This is a genomic window from Saliniramus sp., from assembly GCF_035311605.1.
Lineage (GTDB): Bacteria > Pseudomonadota > Alphaproteobacteria > Rhizobiales > Beijerinckiaceae > Saliniramus.
The window spans coordinates 12,907-30,670 of sequence record NZ_DATGCW010000223.1 but is presented as its reverse complement, the minus strand read 5'-3'; the positions used below and the strand labels follow the sequence as shown (position 1 = coordinate 30,670).

Below are 17,764 nucleotides of genomic sequence, written 5' to 3'. Positions count from 1 at the left end.
GCATAGAGCGCGTCCATCTCTGCCGCGCGTTCCCGGTCGCCGTAATAGACATGCAACGAGCGCCCGATGGCACGGGCGGTTCCGGGCGGGCGCATAGTGCGCAACGTATCAGGGTCAGGCATCCCCATATTCTCCGGCGCGCTTTGCGGCATCGTGCTCATCCTTTTTACCAAATTCCTGCGGCACGTCGATCTGGCATGCCGGTGGTCTGAAGCGCCTTTGCGCGCGTATTGTTTCCGTTCGTCCGTTGCTGATGAACCCGTAACGCTTGACCTGCGTTAGGGACAGGCACACTTCTTTGCGAACGTCCACGTTTCGCACACGCTCAAGATATTTCAGGATCACAGCGAACTCATGACCGGCAATCCCGACGCGTCAGCGACCCTGACGGCCAATGCTCTGTATTACGTCGCAAAGCGCGAGGCGGTTTTGCAGGAGACGCCGCTGGCATCTTTGGGTGAGCGGCAGGCGCGGGTAAAAACCCTGTGGAGCGGCGTCAGCCGGGGGACCGAGCGACTCGTCTTCGAGGGCAGCGTGCCGCCGGATGAAACCGAGCGCATGCGCGCCCCCTTCCAGGAGGGGGATTTTCCCTTTCCCGTGAAATACGGCTATTGCGCCGTCGGCGAAGTCGAGGACGGGCCGGCGGAATGGCTCGGGCACACGGTCTTCTGCCTGCATCCGCATCAGACGCGCTTCAACGCACCGCTCAGCATGCTCGCCCCACTGCCCGAAAGGCTGCCGGTGCGTCGCGCGGTGCTCGCGGCGAATATGGAGACGGCGCTCAACGGCATCTGGGATTCCGGCGTCGGGCCCGGCGCGCGCGTCATGGTGGTCGGCGGCGGGGTGGTCGGGCTGATGCTCTGCGCCATTCTCTCGCGCATGCCGGGCGTCGAGACGGTGCTCGTCGATATCGATCCGCAGCGCGCCGCGCTGGCTGCGCATTTCGGCATTGGTTTTTCCAAGCCGCTCGATGCGCCGGGCGAGATGGATCTCGTCTTCCACGCGTCCGGCGTGCCCGCAGGGCTTTCCTGCGCGCTCGCCTGTGCCGGGACCGAGGCGCGCATCGTCGAGATGAGCTGGTACGGGTCACAGACCGTGCCCGCCCCGCTCGGCCTCGCCTTCCATTCTCGCCGCCTGTCGCTGATCTCGAGCCAGGTCGGTTCCGTTGCGCCGGCCTACCGCGCCCGCTGGAGCCATGCCCGTCGCCTCGCCAAGGCGCTCGACATGCTGGCTGATGAGCGGCTCGATGCCCTGATCACGGGCGAGATCGCCTTCACAGAACTGCCTAAAACCCTGCCGGAACTGCTCGCTTCGGGCGCGCCGGGCCTGTGCACCGCCATTCGCTACTGAGAAACCTGCAAAGAGGAGACGCCGCATGTTCGCCGTCGAAGTCCGCGACCACGTCATGATCGCCCACAGCTTCAAGGGAGACCTGTTCGGTCCCGCCCAGAAGCTGCACGGGGCGACCTTCGTCATCGATGTCGCCTTCTTTCGCAAGGAACTCGGGCCGGAAGGCGTCGTGGTCGATATCGGGCGCGCGCATGAGGCGCTCAAGGCCACGCTCGGCCCGCTGAATTACCAGAATCTCGACGAGTTGCCGCAATTCGCCGACCAGAACACCACCACCGAATTCCTCTGCAAGCATATCTTCGACGCCATGGCGCAGGCGGCGACGAGCGGCGCACTCGGGCCGGGATCGGAGAAGATCGCGAAGATCCGCGTGCTGATTGGCGAATCACACGTGGCGCGGGCCTGGTACGAAGCCGAGCTCGCCGGCTGATCCGTCATGCGCAAAGCCTGTTTCCTGATCCCGGGCGATCTCGCTGCGCCCACCGGCGGTTATGCCTATGCCCGGCGCATCCTGCCGCTGATGGACGCGGATGGCGTGGATCTGCGCCACTTGGCGCTGCCCGGCGGTTATCCGCATCCGGGCAAGTCGGACCTCGCGGCCACGCAGGAGGCGCTCTCGCATTGCCCGGATGATGCCGTGCTGCTGATCGACGGGCTCGCGCTGGGCGCCATGCCGCCGGACATGGTCGCGCCTTACGGCAGGCGCATCGCCGCGCTGGTGCATCATCCGCTCGGCCTGGAAAGCGGGCTTGACGCGGCGCGTGCCGAGGCCCTGATCGAAAACGAAGCCGCCGTACTCGGCCATTGCAAGCGCATCATCGCCACGAGCCGGCTCACCGGCGAGACGCTGGCGGCGGATTTCGGCGTCATGCCGGAGACGATCACCATTGCCGAGCCGGGGACGGATCCCGCAGCGCCAGCCGAAGGCTCTCCTGCCGGCGCGCCGCTCTCGCTCGTCGCCGTCGGTGCCGTCTCGCCGCGCAAGGCCTATCCGCTGCTCGTCGAAGCGCTCGCCGCCTGCGCAGCGCAGAACCCCTGGCATCTTACCGTCATCGGTGCGCATGACCGCGATCCGGACGAGACGGCAAGGTTGCGCGAGACCATCGACCGACACGGGCTTGGCGGTCGCATCACGCTCGCCGGCGCAGTGGATGATACGGCGCTCGCAGCACATTATCACGGCGCGGATATCTTCGTGTCCGCCTCGCTTTATGAGGGCTACGGCATGGTGCTGGCCGAGGCCATGGCGCGCGGCTTGCCGATGGTGGTCTCTACCGGCGGCGCGGCGGCGCAGACGGCGCCGGACGATGCGGCGCTGAAGGTGCCGCCCGGCGACGCGACGGCGCTCGCGGGCGCCTTGTCGCGCATCATCGATGACCAGGCTCTGCGCCGCCGTCTCGCCGGCGCCTCGACCCGTGCCGGCGCCGCCCTGCCGCGCTGGCACGATACCGCGCGCATTGTCGCCAACGTTCTCAGGGATATCACTGCATGACCGGTTTTTCCGCCGATTGGCTCAGCCTGCGCGAGAGCGCCGATCACGCGGCGCGCAACGGCGCCCTCATGGACAAGCTCGCGGATCATCTGCGCTACGCTGGTGGCGCGCGCGACAGCGTCGAGATCATCGATCTCGGTTGCGGCACGGGCTCGAACCTGCGTGCCATCGCCCCGGCCCTGCATCAACGTCAGCAGATTTGGCGTCTGGTCGATCATGACGCCGCGCTGCTCGTGGCGGCACGCGAGCACCTCGCCGACTGGGCCGACGAGGCCGTGCGTGATGGCGATGCACTCGAACTGGTCAAGGGTGAACGCGAACTGCATGTCTCCTTCATCCAGGGCGATCTTGCCCGGGATCTCGACCCGGTGCTCGACCCGCCCCCCGATCTCGTCACGGCTGCGGCATTGTTCGATCTGTGCGCACGCGACTGGATCCGTTTCTTCGCCAATGCCGTGACCCGCCGGCGCTGCGCTTTCTATACGGCGCTCACCTATGACGGCCACGAGATCTGGCAGCCGCCGCATCCGGCGGATTCCGCCGTGCTTGCCGCCTTCCATGCCCATCAGGTCACCGACAAGGGTTTCGGCCGCTCCGCCGGCCCGGAGGCGACGCAGGCGCTGTCGCAGGCATTCGAAAATCTGGATTACACGGTCGAGACAGCCGGCAGCCCCTGGCGGCTCACGCCTGACGATGCGGCGCTGATTGCGACTCTGGCGGAAGGGCAGGCGCAGGCGGTGCAGCAGGCCGGACTGGTCGAGCAAAGCCAGGTCGAAGAATGGCGCGCGGCCCGTACCGGATCAGGCGTGACCTGCACCATCGGTCATCAGGACCTGTTGGCGCTGCCGGGCTGAGTGTGCAGGACGCCCTCACCCGGTGATGCGTTCGACCTTCGCGATGATGCGCTTGGCGCGCAATTCGGCGATGATACCGTTGAGATGCTTGAGATCCCAGACTGAGAGATTGATCACGATGTCGGTGAAATCCGGGGTGCGGCGCTTCATGGCGAGGTTGTCGATATTGCCGTCATGATCGGCGATCGCCTGGGCAATCTGCGCCAGTGATCCCGGCTCGTTGATCGATTGCAACGCGATGCGCGCCGGGAAGCGCTGTGTCGCCACGGCCTCGACATCCCAGCGCACATCGACCCAGCGATCGGGCTCGTTGTCGAAGGCGGCGAGCGCGCCGGACTGGATCGGATAGATGGTGATGCCCTCACCCGGCGTGATGATGCCGACGATCCGGTCGCCCGGCACCGCCCCCCCTTCCGGGGCGAAGCGGATCGGCAAATCCCCGTCGAGACCGCGAATCGGGATGGCGTATTCGTCTTCCGGTCCATGCGGGATCTGGATCTTGACGAAACTCTCCTCCGATGGCGTCTCCCCGTCGGCGGTTTCACGCAAGGAGGCAGCGCTGCGGCGCTCATCCGTGTAATCGGGATAGACCGCGCGGACCACATCCCCGGAAAACATCTCACCGCGTCCGACGGCAGCCATCACATCCTCGATCGAACCCCGCGCGAGCCGCGGCAGGGCAGCGGCGATCTTCTCGTTGGAGAAGGCCTTGCCGGCACGCTCGAAGGCCCGCTCCAGAATCTGGGAGCCGAGCCCGGCATATTGCTTGCGGACAGCGGTGCGCGTGGCGCGGCGGATGGCGGCGCGCGCCTTGCCGGTCCTCACCAGCGCTTCCCATGCCGCCGGCGGCGTTTGCGTCGTCGCCCGCACGATCTCGACCTCGTCGCCATTGGCAAGCTCGGTCAGAAGCGGTGCCATGCGTCCGTTGATCTTGCAGCCGACCGCCGTGTTGCCGACATCGGTATGCACGGCATAGGCGAAATCGATCGGCGTGGCCCCGCGCGGCAGCGCGATCAGCCGGCCCTTGGGGGTGAAGCAGAAAACCTGATCGTGGAAGAGTTCGAGCTTGGTATGCTCGAGAAACTCTTCCGGATTATCGCCCTCGGCCAGCAGATCGATGGTGCGGCGCAGCCATTGATACGCGCGACTCTCGGCCACGAAACGCGCGATATCCGCGCCTTCCTTGTAGAGCGCATGCGCCGCAATACCGTATTCCGCGATCTCGTCCATCTGGCGCGTGCGAATCTGCAATTCGACGCGCTGCTTGCCCGGGCCGACCACGGTGGTGTGCAGCGAGCGATAGTCGTTCTGCTTGGGCGTGGAGACGTAATCCTTGTAGCGCCCCGGCACCATCGGCCAGGTGGTGTGCACCACGCCGAGCGCCCGGTAGCAGTCGTCGATCTCGTCGACGATAATGCGGAAGCCGAAAATATCGGATAATTGCTCGAAAGCGACAGATTTGCTCTCCATCTTCTTCCAGATCGAATAGGGCCGCTTGCGTCGCCCGTGCACCTGCGCCGTGAGCCCCTTGGCGGCGAGAAGCGAACCGAGAATGCGTTCGATCTCCTCGACGAGGCGCTCGTTTTTCTGGGAGACGCCTTCAAGGCGCTTGCTGATGGTCTGCCAGGCCTCGGGGCGCAGGTGCTGGAAAGCGAGCTCCTCCAGCTCCTCGCGCAATTCCTGCATGCCCATGCGGCCCGCGAGCGGCGCGTAGATTTCGAGGGTTTCCTCGGCAATGCGCGGTCGCTTCGCTTCGGGCATGAAGCCCAATGTGCGCATGTTGTGCAGCCGGTCGGCGAGCTTGACAAGCAGGACACGCACATCTTCCGCGATGGCGAGCAGCAGCTTTCGGAAATTCTCCCCCTGCGCCGCGCGCTTGGAGACGAGGTCGAGCCGCTTGATCTTGGTGAGCCCGTCGACGAGGGCGCCGATTTCCGGGTTGAACAGCCGGGTGATCTCTTCCAGCGTGGCCTCGGTATCCTCGATCGTGTCGTGCAGCACGGCGGCGATAATGGTGGCATCGTCGAGGCGCAGATCGGTGAGGATCGCCGCGACCTCGAGAGGATGAGCAAAGAACGGGTCTCCGGAGGCGCGCTTTTGTGAGCCATGCGCCTGCATGGCGTAGATATAGGCCTTGTTGAGCAGAGCCTCGTCGGCTTGCGGGTTGTAGCGCTTCACCCGCTCGACGAGCTCGTATTGCCGCATCATGCGCAGCACACTCCGTTACCCTCGCATTCACGCGCCCGTCACGGGCGCGCAATACCATCACCCCATACCGGCGCCAAGTCGCGATGATGCGGCACTGGTCTGCCTCATGGCTTAGTCATGATGCGTGCATCTGGCAATGCACGCGGTCGCTTCAACTGGTCACGAGACGCAAAAACCGCTCCATGGTGACCATGAAGCGGCTTCGCAGCACCGACAGGCGGCCCGGAGGCGACGATCAGCCCTGATCGTCCTCGTCGCGCTTGGCCGGGGGCTGCAGACCTTCGAGGCCCCGCAGCAGGTCTTCCTCGCTCATGCGATCGAAAGGCACTTCCGAATCGTCACCACCGCCGGCGGTCGCGGCGGTGGCGGGCGTATCGACTGCGCCTTCGCCAGCCTGCGGCCCATTGAGCATCGGCACCGTTTCGGCTTCCGGCTCATCGACCTCGACATAGCTCTGCATCGAATGGATCAGCTGCTCACGCAGGTCGTCCGGCGAAATCGTCTCGTCAGCCACTTCGCGCAGGGCGACGACCGGGTTCTTGTCGCGATCGCGATCTACGGTGAGCGGCGCGCCGGAGGAGATCATCCGGGCCCGGTGTCCCGCAAGCAGGATCAGCTCGAAACGGTTTTCGACCTTGTCGACGCAATCTTCGACAGTCACGCGAGCCATGGGCGGCTCCTCTCGTTCGGGAAAGATATTTCAATCGGGCTCAATACAGGGTCTCGCGGTCCGAGACAAGGGGCTGGTGCACGAAAACGCAGGCGCGTGGCGCGCGCAGCGCCTCACTGGCCCGCCATCACCTCGATATCGCGGTCGAGGCCGGTGACGACGGAGAAGTCGCGGGTATAGACCGCGCCGTCATGCCGGGCGATCAAGACGTAATCGCCCTCGGCCAGCGTGACACTGGGAAAGGCGCCGATCGCCTCGCGGACCACGTCCCCACCCGGCGTCAGCACGCTGAAGGCCGTGCCGGCGAAGGCTTCACCTCCGGCATAGCCGACGAGTTTCAAGGTCACGGTGGCGGCGCGGTGGTTGAGCGTCGCCTCGGTGATCTGCCCGGTTTCCACATCGACATCGGTGCGCATGATGGAATTGGCCTCGCCGAAGGTCGAGACCACGTGATAGCTGCCTGCGGGCAGGCGCACCATTTCATCACCACGCACATTCGCGGCGACGAGGCGCCCCTCCTCATCCTCGCCGACGGGGACGAAGACCGAATAGCTGATCTGCGAAGGCGCGACCGGGTTATCCGATACGATCCCGCGCACCGCCAGTGCGCCGGCACTGACCCGCAGAACCTCCGCCACGTCACTCCATTGCATCGTGATGCGCCGCGTCGCGGAGGCATAGCCGTAGGAGACATGCACTGTGTAATTGCCCGGTATGAGTCGGAATTCCGGTCGCGGATCGTCGCTGCGCGCCACGAGCACCGGTCGGTCCTCGCCGAACCGGTCCTCGAAGACGCGCCAGATCAGACCCGAGGCAATCGGTGTATTGGTCTCTCCGAACACGGCTTCGAGGCGCATCGTCCCGGTCTGTGGCAGCAATTGCCGCTGCAGGGTCGGATTGCCACCGGGCTGGCCGAGCCCCTCGAACATGAAGCGCGTGCCGCTCTCCCCACTCTGGGCCTGGGCCAAAGCGACGCCCGCCGGCATCGCGTTTCCGAGAAGAAAAGGTGCCGCCAGACTGAGCATGACGGCCATGATCACCACGCCCAAAGCCCGCATCGCCCGATACTCCCCCTGGTTTTCCCGCATCGGCACGGCACGCGATCCATCCGGTGCCCGCCTCTTGTGCCTGCCCCATGGGCGGGACGAAAATGAGGCGGATCACCCGCGAGAGCAAGTCGTGATCTCGAGCAAATCGTGATCTCTTCCAGGCTGTGATCTCTTCGAGGTCGCGATCGCGAACCGGTCCCGGCTGCCGGTCATGCCAAACCGGTTTATGGCGCCGCCGCGATTGACGTGCGCGCGGCCAGCGTCACAATCAAATCGATTCTTCACGCATCCTGAGGACGAGCCACAATGGCGCTTCGCCGCTTCTTCGAGGATTTTACCCCCGGCACAACGGAGATCCACGGGCCTCTGAGCGTCGATCAGGCGGCAATCATCGCCTTCGCGCAGGAATTCGATCCGCAGCCTTTTCATGTGGATGTGCATGCGGCCCGCGAGAGTTTCGTCGGCGAACTGATCGCCTCCGGCTGGCACAGCTGTGCGCTGATGATGCGGCTTCTGGCCGACGAAATCCTCGAAGACGCCGCTTCGATGGGCGCGCCGGGCATCGAGGCGGTACGCTGGCTGCGCCCCATGCGCCCCGGCGATGCCGTGCGGCTGCGCGCCAGCGTGCTGGAAGCCCGGCGCTCCGAAAAGCGTCCCGGCATGGGCCGCATCCGCTTTCGCTTCGAACTGATCGCCGCCGATGATACTGTCCTCGTCGACCAGACCAACTGGATCATGTTCGGCACCCGCGATGCGCAAGCTGCGGCACCCATCCGTCACGGCACGGGGCCGCAGGCCGCCGATCCTGACGGCGCCTTTCCCGTGCCCGAGGGCGCCGGCGGCGATCACCCGCCGGCCGATGCGGCGCAGACGCCGCCGATGCCGTTCTGCGAGGATCTCGTGATTGGTGAAGAGGCCGCGCTCGGTTCCTACGTCTTCACCGCGGACAACATCATCTCCTTCGCCCGCAAATTCGACCCGCAGCCGTTTCACCTCGACGAGGCGGCCGCGCGCGAAAGCGCCTTCGGCGGGCTTTGCGCCTCGGGCTGGCATACGGCGGCAGCCTGGATGAAATGCATGGTCGGGCATCGCGAGCGCGGGCGTGAGGCCGCTTTGCGTGCCGGGTTGCCGGTGCCGGAACTCGGGCCCTCGCCGGGATTTACCGATCTCGTCTGGCGACGCCCGGTCTATGCCGGCGATGTGATCCGTTATCGCAGCCGCATCACCGACCGCCGGCCCTCGCGTTCGCGGCCTGGCTGGGGCCTCGTTTTCTCGCACAATACCGGGATCAACGCGGCGGACGAGACCGTTTTCGCCTTCGCTGGCTGCGTCTTCTGGAAGGCCCGCAGCTGAAGGCGATTGCGGGTCGCGCGAGCATGGACTACACACCCGGATCGGGCTAGACACCGGACGGGCGGAGTTTTCTCGAAGATGTTGCGCGACCGCTGCGGTGCGCGCCTGCGGCGATGTGGACGAAAGCGTGAGCGACAAACCCAAAAACAAACCGGCCAAGGACGAGAATTCCGTTTATGAATCCGTCAAGGTCATCATCCAGGCGCTTCTCATCGCGGTGGTGATCCGCACGCTGCTGTTCCAGCCCTTCAACATTCCGTCGGGATCGCTGATTCCGACCCTGCTCGTGGGCGATTATCTCTTCGTCTCGAAATATTCCTACGGCTATTCGCGCCATTCCCTGCCCTTCAGCCCGCCACTCTTCGAAGGCCGGATCTTCTCCTCCGAGCCCGAGCGCGGCGATATAGCCGTCTTCAAGCTGCCAACGGATAACAGCACCGATTACATCAAGCGCGTGATCGGTCTGCCCGGTGATACGGTGCAGATGATCGAGGGGCGGCTGCATATCAATGGCGAGATGGTTGCGCGAGAGCCGGCCGGCAGCCATCGCGCGCGCGATACCTTCGGGCGCACCACAGAGGTGACACGCTATCGCGAGACCTTGCCGAACGGGGTGTCTTATTTCATCATCGAACGCGAAGGTGATCGCGGGTTCTGGGACAATACCGAACTCTATGAAGTGCCCGAAGGGCATTTCTTCATGATGGGCGACAACCGCGACAATTCCACCGATTCACGTGAATTGCGCGCGGTGGGTTATGTTCCGCTCGAGAATTTCGTGGGCCGGGCGGAAATCATCTTCTTCTCGCTTGAAGAGGGCGCTTCCGGCTGGCGGGTGTGGGAATGGCCTCTTACCGTGCGCTGGGACCGCCTGTTCACCGGGATCGAGTGAGACCGGCTGCCCGGAGTTGTACCGTGGGCGGCAGACGAGGAAGCCATCATGACGAGGCGCAGCGGCAAACCCGGTCTCTCCGGGCTCGAAACCCGGATCGGCCATCAGTTCGCCGACATCGCCCTGCTCGAAGAAGCGCTGACGCATACCAGCGTGGCCCGCACTGCGGATGGGCGGATCGTGAACTACCAGCGCCTGGAATTCCTGGGCGACCGCGTCCTCGGTCTGATGATCGCCGACATCCTGTTCCACCGCTTCCCCGAGAGCAAGGAAGGCGAGCTTTCGCGCCGGCTCTCGGAACTCGTACGCCGCGAGACCTGCGCGCAGGTCGCAGAGAACTGGGATGTGGGGTCGCATATCGTCTTCGGCCCCGGTGTGGCGCGCACGGCCAGCCGTGCCAACCGCTCGATCCTCGCCGATATCTGCGAATCGGTGATCGGAGCAGTCTATGTCGATGGGGGCTTTTCCTCGGCGCGGTCGGTGGTGGAAAGCGGCTTCAACGACGCTCTCAAGGGCTCGGCCCGCGCGCGCCGCGACCCGAAGACTGCGCTGCAGGAATGGATTCAGGGACGTGGCGGCGAACCGCCGCGTTATGCACTCGTGGAGCGCAGCGGGCCGGAACACGCCCCCAGCTTCACCATCGAGGTCATCGGCGACGGGTTGACGCCCGTGCGTGGCACCGGCACCAGCAAACGCGCCGCCGAACAGGATGCGGCGGAGAAAGCTCTGGTCTCGCTCGGTCTGAGAAAGGAAGAGGCGCGTGTCTGACAGCCCCACTCGCGCCGGTTTCGTCGCCCTGATCGGCGCGCCGAATGCCGGCAAATCGACGCTCCTGAACCAGCTCGTCGGCTCCAAGGTCTCGATCGTCTCGCGCAAGGTGCAGACCACACGTGCATTGGTGCGCGGCATCGCCATGGCCGGGCGGGCGCAGATCATCTTCGTCGATACGCCCGGCATCTTCAAGCCGCGCCGGCGACTCGACCGGGCCATGGTCACATCCGCCTGGGGCGGTGCGGCGGATGCGGATGTGGTCTGCCTGTTGATCGATGCACGACGCGGTATCGACGAGGAGGCGGAGGCGATCCTGGAAAAGCTCGGTGAAGTCCGCCAGCCGAAGATCCTGATCCTCAACAAGATCGATCTGGTCGCCCGCGACAGCCTGCTGGCGCTGGCCGCCGCCGCCAATGAGAAAGCCGGATTCGACCATACCTTCATGATATCCGCCCTGCGCGGCGACGGCGTGGCCGATCTCAACACCACTCTCGCCGGCCTGATGCCGGAAGGGCCGTGGCTCTATCCCGAGGATCAGGTCTCGGAGGCCCCCCTGCGCGTGCTGGCCGCCGAGATTACCCGCGAGAAGATCTACGACCGGCTGCATCAGGAACTGCCCTATGACGCGCATGTCGTGACCGAGAGCTGGGAGAACCGCAAGGACGGCTCGGTACGCATCGAGCAGACCGTTTTCGTGGCCCGGGAAAGCCAGCGCAAGATCGTGCTCGGCAAGGGCGGACAGACCATCCGCGCCATCGGCCAGGCCGCGCGCGTCGAGATCGCCGAGGCGACGGAATGCCCCGTCCATCTCTTCCTCTTCGTGAAAGTCCGCGAGAACTGGGCGGACGATCCCGAACGCTATCGCGAAATGGGGCTTGAATTCCCCAAAGGAGCGTATTGAACCCGGCATGCCGGGCGCTTCCTGCTTCAGGCAAAGCCCATCCTGCTTCAGGCGAAGGCGCGTGCCGCCACCCGCCGGACGGCCCGCCAGCCGTCCCAGAGCCTGCGATTCTGCTTGAAGGCCCGTTTTCCGTCGCGTGAGAAGCGCAGGGCGCGATCGTAGATGCGACCGCGCGCCGTGATCGCCGTGCTGCTCTCGCAAAGCGTGATCTTGTCGCACCAGGCCTGCTTGTAACGCTCGTCACCGACGCCGAGATCGAGACCGGTCAGCCCCTCGGCACAGGCATGCGCGATCAGATCGTGCAGCGCGAGATCACCGGGGCTGAATTTCTCGTAGGCCATGTCGAAGGAATTCGTGAAGCAGCTGAAATCGCCGTTCAGGCATACGCCGAAATAGGTCGCGATGATGTCGTCGCCGGCGAGGAGATGGAAAGCGCTCATGGGCGCGTCACGGATGGTTTTTTCGCAGCCGGCTTCAAGGAGTTCCTGCATGAAAGCCGCCGCTCCCGGCCTGTCGAAGAAGCTGGGAATGCCGCAGGCCTGCTTGCGCGCATCCCGCTGCGCTATGGCCGCGAGGAGCACCCGCCGGCACGTGGCGATATCCCGGGCGCGCCTGAACTGTACGGGTCCGGCGGCATTCTCCAGATGGGTACGCTTGCGTCGCAGCAGTTTCAGGGCCTTCCGCGAGCGGCGCGCCAGAGCCAGGGCCTCGAAATCGGATTGCAGATCAAGGCGATAGCTCGCGCTCGGGCTGGGTGTCGCACCCGGTGCGAGAAAGGGATTATCCCGCCCGTTCCATGTTTCGGGCATGTTCGGATAAACGATGGTATCCGCGCTGATGACCGCGCCGATCCGCTGCATCAGATGGTCTCGCTCGGGCGCCGCCAGCCGCGCCACGATCACGGAATTCCAGAGCGGGATCTGCCAGTTGAAATGCCGGGCACCGACGGGATAGGCCACGTTCAGCCCGAGGCTCCGCTCCAGCACGAGCGGCATCACCGCGAGCGGCTCGCCCTCGCGGAAAAGGCTGACGATACGCAGATTGCCGCGATTGCGCGCTTCACAATGCGCCCACCAGGCCCGCGTCCAGCAATGCCTTTGATAGGGTGAAGCGACGGCGCCGTTCTGGAGATCGTGCCACCAGGCGCTGCAGGCCTCGAAGTCACCGTCCACCCGGATCTCGATAGGCTCCTGCGAAGTAGGGCTGTCCATTGTTGCGCCGGTCCGAGGTCTGAACACACGAGTCCCGCAATGCACCTGACGCTGCAGAACACATCAATGTTAGACCCAAAAGATTGACGGTTCCTTTGCTCGCATGCACAAGCCCAACGCCACTACCTCAGGCTGCTGCGCGGCGGATGATTTTGAGCAGTTCCCGCTGGATCGTCTCGTTGCCGCACAGCACCGAGCCTTTCGTCAGCATGTCGGCGCCGCCCTCGGTATCGCTGACATAGCCGCCCGCCTCACGCACCAGGATCAGCCCGGCGGCGATGTCGTGGCTGGCAAGATGACGCTCCCAGTAACCATCATAGCGCCCCGCCGCCACATAGGCGAGGTCGAGCGCCGCGGAACCCATGCGGCGCACACCCGCTGTCGCAGCCATCACGGCACCGAGTTCGGCGAGGAATTGGGGATGGTTGCCGCGCCCGATGAAGGGGATGCCGCAGGCGATCACGGCCTCGATCATCTCCTGGCGGGCCGCGACGCGCAGACGCCGGTTGTTCATGAAGGCGCCCTGGCCTTTCTCGGCGGCGAAAATCTCGTCCTTGATCGGATCGTAGATCACCCCGGCCACGATCTGGCCCTCACGCTCGAGGCCGACGGAAATCGCGAAATGCGGGATTCCGTGCAGGAAATTCGTCGTGCCGTCGAGGGGATCGACATGCCAGACATGGCTTTTGTCGGTGCCTTCCACGACACCTGCTTCCTCGAGCTTGAAGCCGTAGCCGGGCCGCGCCTTCTCGAGCGCCTCGCGCAGGGTCTTCTCGGCACGGTGATCGGCGACGGAGACGAAGTCCCCCGGCCCCTTGCGGGAGACCTGGAGATTCTCGACCTCGCCGAAATCGCGCTTGAGATTGCGCGAGGCCTTCATCACGGCATCGAGCATCACGGTCATCAGGGGGGAGCGGATCATGGCGGGGACTTTGCTTTCTCGGGTGATCAGCCTGCCGGGCACGACGGCTTCAGCCGGACCACAGGCGGGATTTCAGGAATTCCATGTCGAAAACCACGCCGCGCAGAGCGCGTCAAGGGTTTCGCGCGCAGCCGGCTCAGGGGCGGCTCGGATGCGGGTCGACGGCGCGGCTGTAGAAGACGAGGGCGAGCGCGAGCGCGCCTGCGAGCGCGAGGAAGACCGCGTGATAAGCCTGGGCCGGATAACCGCCGGTCGGATCGGGGGGAAATTGTGCGACGAGCAACCCGGTGAGGGCTTGTGAGACGAAGACGCCGCCCATCGTGGCGATATTCATGAGGGTGATGCCGCGCCCGGTCAGCCGTTGCGGGAACAGCGCCTTGCCGTGTGACGTGACGATCGGGACATAACCGAAGGCGAAACCGAACAGGATCAGCCAGGCCGTCAGAGCACCGTCTTCGAGCTTCACGAAACCGGCGACGAGCAGCAGGCCCGTCGCGATGATGCCACCAGTGAGGGCTTGGCGCCGATAGCTTCGAAACCAGCGATCCGCCGCGCCCCAGGCGAAGATCCCGATAATCTGGGCCGCCGCCGCGATCAGGATCAGATTGCCGCGTTCCTGCAACCCCGCGCCATAGACGTCGCTCAGCCAGGGACCCGCCCAGAGCCCGACGATGCAGGCGAAGGCGGAATAGGTCGTGGCGTGCAGGGCAAAGACCTGCCAGAAGGAACGCACGCGCAGGGCTTCCCCGACACCCTTGAGGGCCTCGCCCCAGCTCTCGCGTGCCGGCTCCTCACTGCTGCGCCGTACCGGCAAAGAGACCATCACGGCGAGAATGATCAACGCCGTCAGCCCGGCCATGCCGAAAAAGGCGCCGCGCCAGCCGATCCAGGCCGAGACCGCCGCGAGCGGCGCCGTCGCGACCAGCGTGCCGAGTGAGCCGGCGCCCAGCGTCAGACTGGTGAGAATGGCGAAGCGCTCGGGCGGGAAACGGCGCGCGTAAATCGCCAGCGGCCCCATGAAGAAACTGGAGCAGCCCAGCCCGATCAGCGCGCGCGCGGCGATCAGGCCGGTTCCGGTCTGCGCCATGGCGAAGAGCAGACTGCCCGCAAGGGCGATTACGGCGCTCACGATCAGCGTGGTGCGGGCGCCGTATCGATCGATGGCAATGCCCACGGGTATCTGCGCGAGGGCGAAGCTGAGAAAGAAGGCGGATGAGAGAAAGCCGAGCCGGCTGGCATCCAGTGCGAGTTCGCGCGCGAGATCCGGCCCGATCACACCGATGGCGCTGCGCTGGAACTGGCTGATCATATAGGTCGCAATCAGCGCCGCGAGCACGGCGACGACGGTGCCGCGCGTCATCGTCCGCGTCGTTTGAGGCGCCGTTTCAGGCGCAGCGCCCGTTTTTCCGACCGGCCTCTCACCCTCGACCATCGCACTCTCCGTTCATCCGTCCTCAGGCCCGGGCCATCTGCGGATGAGAAATGCCGTTTCCCTGTCACCTTGTTGCGGTCGGGACAGGATTCGCGCAAGGGTCATGCGAGGGTCATGCAGGGGACTTGCCGGATAAGCCCCGGTTGGTAAAAGCGCACGAGGGGGCGTGCGGCCGCGCGCACGACGAAAGGATGGCCACCATGAGCCTGATCGAATTTTCCAGTTTCGTGAACGACCTCGCGACGCATTCCGGGCGCGCGATCCTGCCCTTCTTCCGCACTGCGCTGTCGGTCGGCGACAAATCAACGGGCGCTGATTTCGATCCCGTGACCGAAGCCGATCGCGCCGGCGAATCGGTCATGCGGCACATGATCAAGCAGCATTTTCCGGGTCACGGCATCATTGGCGAAGAATTCGGTGCCGAGAACGGCGAGGCGGAATACGTCTGGGTGCTCGATCCGATCGACGGCACCCGCGCCTTCATGTCGGGCCTGCCGCTCTGGGGCACGCTGATCGGGCTGACGCGCCACGGCAAGCCCGGTTTCGGCATGATGCACCAGCCCTTCATCGGCGAGCGTTTCTCCGGTGATGGCGGGGCTGCGCATTATGACGGCCCCCACGGCGCCCGCAGCCTCAACACCCGCAACTGCCCGGATCTCGCCGGCGCCACCCTGATGGCGACGACCCCCGACATGTTCACCGGCGCGGCCGCCGAGGCTTTCGCCCGGGTCCAGGAAAAAGCCCGCCTGACGCGGTTCGGTTGTGATTGCTACGCCTATTGCATGGTGGCTGCCGGGCATGTCGATCTCGTCATCGAAAACGGGCTCAAACCCTATGACATCGTGGCGCTGATTCCGATCATCGAGGGCGCAGGCGGCATCGTCACCAGCTGGGACGGGGGTGATCCGACCAGGGGCGGGGCGATCATCGCAGCCGGGGATCGGCGCGTGCATGAACAGGCGATGGCACTGCTCGCGGGGCGTTGAGGCTCAGACTGCACCAACCGCCGGCCCGGCCTGCGCAGGGCTGCCCGCGCCCGGATGCGTGCCGGGAATGAAGGCGTCGAAGGCGGCGAAGAGCTGATCGCGGATCTGATCGCGCTCCATCAGGATCTCGTGGCGCGCGCCGGGTATGACGATCACGCCGCCGCCCTTGAGCCCCTGGCCGAAACGCTCCGTGGCCCGGGTATCGACAATCGCATCGCTGCCGGCGCCGATTATCAGGGTCGGAATGCGGATATCCAGCGCCGCGCGCGGTTCCTGCAATTGCGCCATAAGCCTGAATGCCGCAGCGACCCAGCCGATGGTCGGCTCGCCAATGGCGCCGTCGCCCAGAGCCGATGCAAGATCGGCATTGCGCGCATAGCGCTCGGGATCGCCGGTGAGCGGATTGCCGTCGAAGGGGCGGGTTGTTTGGGAGGTGGCGCCACCGCCGGGAATCCACAAGCGCCCGAGGCCGAGCCCCGCAATCGCCCGCGCCATCACGGCTGTACGCCGCGGTGAGCCCAGACGCGCGATCCCGAGCATCGGTGCGCAGAGTACCATGCGCTCGAAAGGCGACATCCCCCGCCGCGCCATGTCGAGGGCGATGGCGCCGCCCATGGAATGGGCGAGTGCGAAGAACGGGCGCGGACACAGGCGCTCCAGAACACGCTCCCGAATCGCCAGCATGTCACGATGGAAATGCCGAAAACTGCCGATATGGCCCTTCCTGGCCTGGCGCAATGCCCGGTAGGAGCGCCCCTGGCCTCGCCAGTCGAAGGTGACGACGGCAAAACCGCGCGCCAGCAGGTCTGCCGCAGTCTCGCAATATTTCTCGATGAATTCGGCCCGGCCCTGCAGGATGCAGACCGTGCCACGCGGCTCCTCGCATCGCGCCGGCCAGTAGACCACACGTAAAGGTGCGCCATCGCGCGCGGTGACGCGCAACACCTGCCCGCCATCAGGGATCGTATTCGAAGCGGTTTCGACGAGTTGCATCAAAGCCTCCCTGGACAGGCTTAATCCAGGCCGGCGGCGCGGTCCAGCGGATCCTGGGCAGCCGACCGCCGCGCTCTTGAAAAGCGGATTTCCGGTTCCCACCTCACAATCAGCGTCGGCCATGATGGCGGCGCAGACAACCGATCCGGCCATTCGGCGGATCACTCAAACGCATGTTGCTCAAGGAGAATGTGCCATGAGACAGTTCGACCTGTCCCCGCTTTATCGCAACACCGTCGGTTTCGACCGGCTGTTTTCCGCCCTCGACCAGTTCGCCGGTGTCGAGAGCGCGCCGACCTATCCGCCCTATAATATCGAACGTACCAGCGAAAACGACTACCGCATCAGCGTCGCGGTGGCCGGGTTCACGCAGGATGATCTCACCATCGAGGTCAAGGAGCACGTGCTCTCGATCCGCGGTGCGAAGCAGGAGAGCGAGAGCAGCCGTAAGGCCGAGATGCTGCATCAGGGCATTGCCGCGCGCTCCTTCGAGCGCCGCTTCCAGCTCGCCGACGGCGTTCAGGTGCGTGGTGCCAGCCTCGAAAACGGGCTCCTGCATGTCGATCTCGTGCGCGAGATCCCGGAAGCAAAGAAGCCGCGCCTGATCCCGATCGGGGGTGAGACCGGCACGCGCACGATCGACGCGCAGAAGGATGAGGCGCAAGCGGCCTGAGGCGACG

The 17,764-nt window shown here is 65.2% G+C and carries 17 protein-coding genes; 10 read left to right on the top strand and 7 right to left on the bottom strand.

What is annotated here, in order from left to right; all coding sequences use genetic code 11:
* Positions 1-354 precede the first annotated feature (354 nt).
* Genes VKP01_RS10180 through VKP01_RS10165 form a run of 4 tightly spaced genes read left to right on the top strand, consistent with a single transcriptional unit; the run spans position 355 to position 3,696 of the window.
* Positions 355-1,350 carry a zinc-binding alcohol dehydrogenase gene (locus VKP01_RS10180; RefSeq protein ID WP_324412034.1) on the top strand — a complete coding sequence of 332 codons (996 nt, stop codon included), beginning with the start codon at positions 355-357 and terminating at the stop codon, positions 1,348-1,350.
* A 25-nt stretch (positions 1,351-1,375) separates the two neighbouring features.
* Positions 1,376-1,780 (top strand): 6-carboxytetrahydropterin synthase, encoded by a 405-nt coding sequence (locus VKP01_RS10175; RefSeq protein ID WP_324412033.1) that lies wholly within the window; start codon positions 1,376-1,378, stop codon positions 1,778-1,780.
* 6 nt (positions 1,781-1,786) lie between these two features.
* Positions 1,787-2,842: a glycosyltransferase family 4 protein gene (locus VKP01_RS10170; RefSeq protein WP_324412032.1), complete on the top strand. Its 1,056-nt coding sequence runs from the start codon at positions 1,787-1,789 to the stop codon at positions 2,840-2,842.
* Positions 2,839-3,696 carry a class I SAM-dependent methyltransferase gene (locus VKP01_RS10165; protein ID WP_324412031.1) on the top strand — a complete coding sequence of 286 codons (858 nt, stop codon included), beginning with the start codon at positions 2,839-2,841 and terminating at the stop codon, positions 3,694-3,696. Before VKP01_RS10170 ends, VKP01_RS10165 begins: the two co-directional genes overlap by 4 nt.
* Positions 3,697-3,711: 15 nt before the next feature.
* Here the strand turns inward: VKP01_RS10165 and VKP01_RS10160 are convergent, their stop codons facing one another.
* The 3 genes from VKP01_RS10160 to VKP01_RS10150 form a co-directional block, all read right to left on the bottom strand.
* On the bottom strand, positions 3,712-5,904 hold the full coding sequence (locus VKP01_RS10160; RefSeq protein ID WP_324412030.1) for a bifunctional (p)ppGpp synthetase/guanosine-3',5'-bis(diphosphate) 3'-pyrophosphohydrolase: 2,193 nt from the start codon (positions 5,902-5,904) through the stop codon (positions 3,712-3,714).
* A gap of 235 nt (positions 5,905-6,139) precedes the next feature.
* Positions 6,140-6,574, bottom strand: a complete 435-nt coding sequence (gene rpoZ, locus VKP01_RS10155) for a DNA-directed RNA polymerase subunit omega (protein ID WP_324412029.1) — start codon at positions 6,572-6,574, stop codon at positions 6,140-6,142.
* A 113-nt stretch (positions 6,575-6,687) separates the two neighbouring features.
* The gene (locus VKP01_RS10150) at positions 6,688-7,632 is read right to left on the bottom strand and encodes a hypothetical protein (RefSeq protein WP_324412028.1); all 945 of its coding nucleotides are present in this window, start codon (positions 7,630-7,632) and stop codon (positions 6,688-6,690) included.
* Positions 7,633-7,929: 297 nt separating this feature from the next.
* Here VKP01_RS10150 and VKP01_RS10145 point away from each other — a divergent pair, with 297 nt between their 5' ends.
* The 4 genes from VKP01_RS10145 to era all read left to right on the top strand — a co-directional run bounded on the left by VKP01_RS10145 (position 7,930) and on the right by era (position 11,540).
* A complete protein-coding gene (locus VKP01_RS10145; RefSeq protein WP_324412027.1) occupies positions 7,930-8,976 on the top strand; it encodes a MaoC family dehydratase in 1,047 nt (348 codons plus the stop codon).
* A 127-nt stretch (positions 8,977-9,103) separates the two neighbouring features.
* Positions 9,104-9,868, top strand: coding sequence for a signal peptidase I (gene lepB, locus VKP01_RS10140; protein ID WP_324412026.1), 765 nt, complete (start codon positions 9,104-9,106; stop codon positions 9,866-9,868).
* 48 nt (positions 9,869-9,916) lie between these two features.
* Positions 9,917-10,636: a ribonuclease III gene (rnc, locus tag VKP01_RS10135; RefSeq protein ID WP_324412025.1), complete on the top strand. Its 720-nt coding sequence runs from the start codon at positions 9,917-9,919 to the stop codon at positions 10,634-10,636.
* Entirely contained in the window at positions 10,629-11,540 is a 912-nt protein-coding gene (gene era, locus VKP01_RS10130; protein ID WP_324412024.1) for a GTPase Era, read from the top strand. Before rnc ends, era begins: the two co-directional genes overlap by 8 nt.
* Before the next feature lie 47 nt (positions 11,541-11,587).
* Here the strand turns inward: era and VKP01_RS10125 are convergent, their stop codons facing one another.
* From VKP01_RS10125 to VKP01_RS10115, 3 genes are all read right to left on the bottom strand, one after another.
* Entirely contained in the window at positions 11,588-12,751 is a 1,164-nt protein-coding gene (locus VKP01_RS10125; RefSeq protein ID WP_324412023.1) for a GNAT family N-acetyltransferase, read from the bottom strand.
* Positions 12,752-12,878: 127 nt separating this feature from the next.
* A complete protein-coding gene (locus VKP01_RS10120; RefSeq protein ID WP_324412022.1) occupies positions 12,879-13,673 on the bottom strand; it encodes an inositol monophosphatase family protein in 795 nt (264 codons plus the stop codon).
* A 136-nt stretch (positions 13,674-13,809) separates the two neighbouring features.
* Positions 13,810-15,033: an MFS transporter gene (locus VKP01_RS10115; RefSeq protein ID WP_324412021.1), complete on the bottom strand. Its 1,224-nt coding sequence runs from the start codon at positions 15,031-15,033 to the stop codon at positions 13,810-13,812.
* Positions 15,034-15,305: 272 nt separating this feature from the next.
* Here VKP01_RS10115 and hisN point away from each other — a divergent pair, with 272 nt between their 5' ends.
* Entirely contained in the window at positions 15,306-16,091 is a 786-nt protein-coding gene (hisN, locus tag VKP01_RS10110) for a histidinol-phosphatase (RefSeq protein ID WP_324412020.1), read from the top strand.
* A gap of 3 nt (positions 16,092-16,094) precedes the next feature.
* Here hisN and VKP01_RS10105 read toward each other — a convergent pair whose 3' ends face one another.
* Positions 16,095-17,084 (bottom strand): alpha/beta hydrolase, encoded by a 990-nt coding sequence (locus tag VKP01_RS10105; RefSeq protein WP_324412019.1) that lies wholly within the window; start codon positions 17,082-17,084, stop codon positions 16,095-16,097.
* 196 nt (positions 17,085-17,280) lie between these two features.
* Between VKP01_RS10105 and VKP01_RS10100 the strand changes: the two genes are divergently transcribed.
* A complete protein-coding gene (locus tag VKP01_RS10100; protein ID WP_324412018.1) occupies positions 17,281-17,757 on the top strand; it encodes an Hsp20 family protein in 477 nt (158 codons plus the stop codon).
* Positions 17,758-17,764: the final 7 nt, after the last annotated feature.

Bases quoted from the DNA above. Each gene is read 5' to 3' on its own strand.
- VKP01_RS10180 (WP_324412034.1), top strand. From the start codon at position 355: ATGACCGGCAATCCCGACGCGTCAGCGACCCTGACGGCCAATGCTCTG.
- VKP01_RS10175 (WP_324412033.1), top strand. From the start codon at position 1,376: ATGTTCGCCGTCGAAGTCCGCGACCACGTCATGATCGCCCACAGCTTC.
- VKP01_RS10170 (WP_324412032.1), top strand. From the start codon at position 1,787: ATGCGCAAAGCCTGTTTCCTGATCCCGGGCGATCTCGCTGCGCCCACC.
- VKP01_RS10165 (WP_324412031.1), top strand. From the start codon at position 2,839: ATGACCGGTTTTTCCGCCGATTGGCTCAGCCTGCGCGAGAGCGCCGAT.
- VKP01_RS10160 (WP_324412030.1), bottom strand. From the start codon at position 5,904: ATGATGCGGCAATACGAGCTCGTCGAGCGGGTGAAGCGCTACAACCCG.
- rpoZ (WP_324412029.1), bottom strand. From the start codon at position 6,574: ATGGCTCGCGTGACTGTCGAAGATTGCGTCGACAAGGTCGAAAACCGT.
- VKP01_RS10150 (WP_324412028.1), bottom strand. From the start codon at position 7,632: ATGCGGGCTTTGGGCGTGGTGATCATGGCCGTCATGCTCAGTCTGGCG.
- VKP01_RS10145 (WP_324412027.1), top strand. From the start codon at position 7,930: ATGGCGCTTCGCCGCTTCTTCGAGGATTTTACCCCCGGCACAACGGAG.
- rnc (WP_324412025.1), top strand. From the start codon at position 9,917: ATGACGAGGCGCAGCGGCAAACCCGGTCTCTCCGGGCTCGAAACCCGG.
- VKP01_RS10125 (WP_324412023.1), bottom strand. From the start codon at position 12,751: ATGGACAGCCCTACTTCGCAGGAGCCTATCGAGATCCGGGTGGACGGT.
- VKP01_RS10120 (WP_324412022.1), bottom strand. From the start codon at position 13,673: ATGATCCGCTCCCCCCTGATGACCGTGATGCTCGATGCCGTGATGAAG.
- VKP01_RS10115 (WP_324412021.1), bottom strand. From the start codon at position 15,033: ATGACGCGCGGCACCGTCGTCGCCGTGCTCGCGGCGCTGATTGCGACC.
- hisN (WP_324412020.1), top strand. From the start codon at position 15,306: ATGAGCCTGATCGAATTTTCCAGTTTCGTGAACGACCTCGCGACGCAT.
- VKP01_RS10105 (WP_324412019.1), bottom strand. From the start codon at position 17,084: ATGCAACTCGTCGAAACCGCTTCGAATACGATCCCTGATGGCGGGCAG.
- VKP01_RS10100 (WP_324412018.1), top strand. From the start codon at position 17,281: ATGAGACAGTTCGACCTGTCCCCGCTTTATCGCAACACCGTCGGTTTC.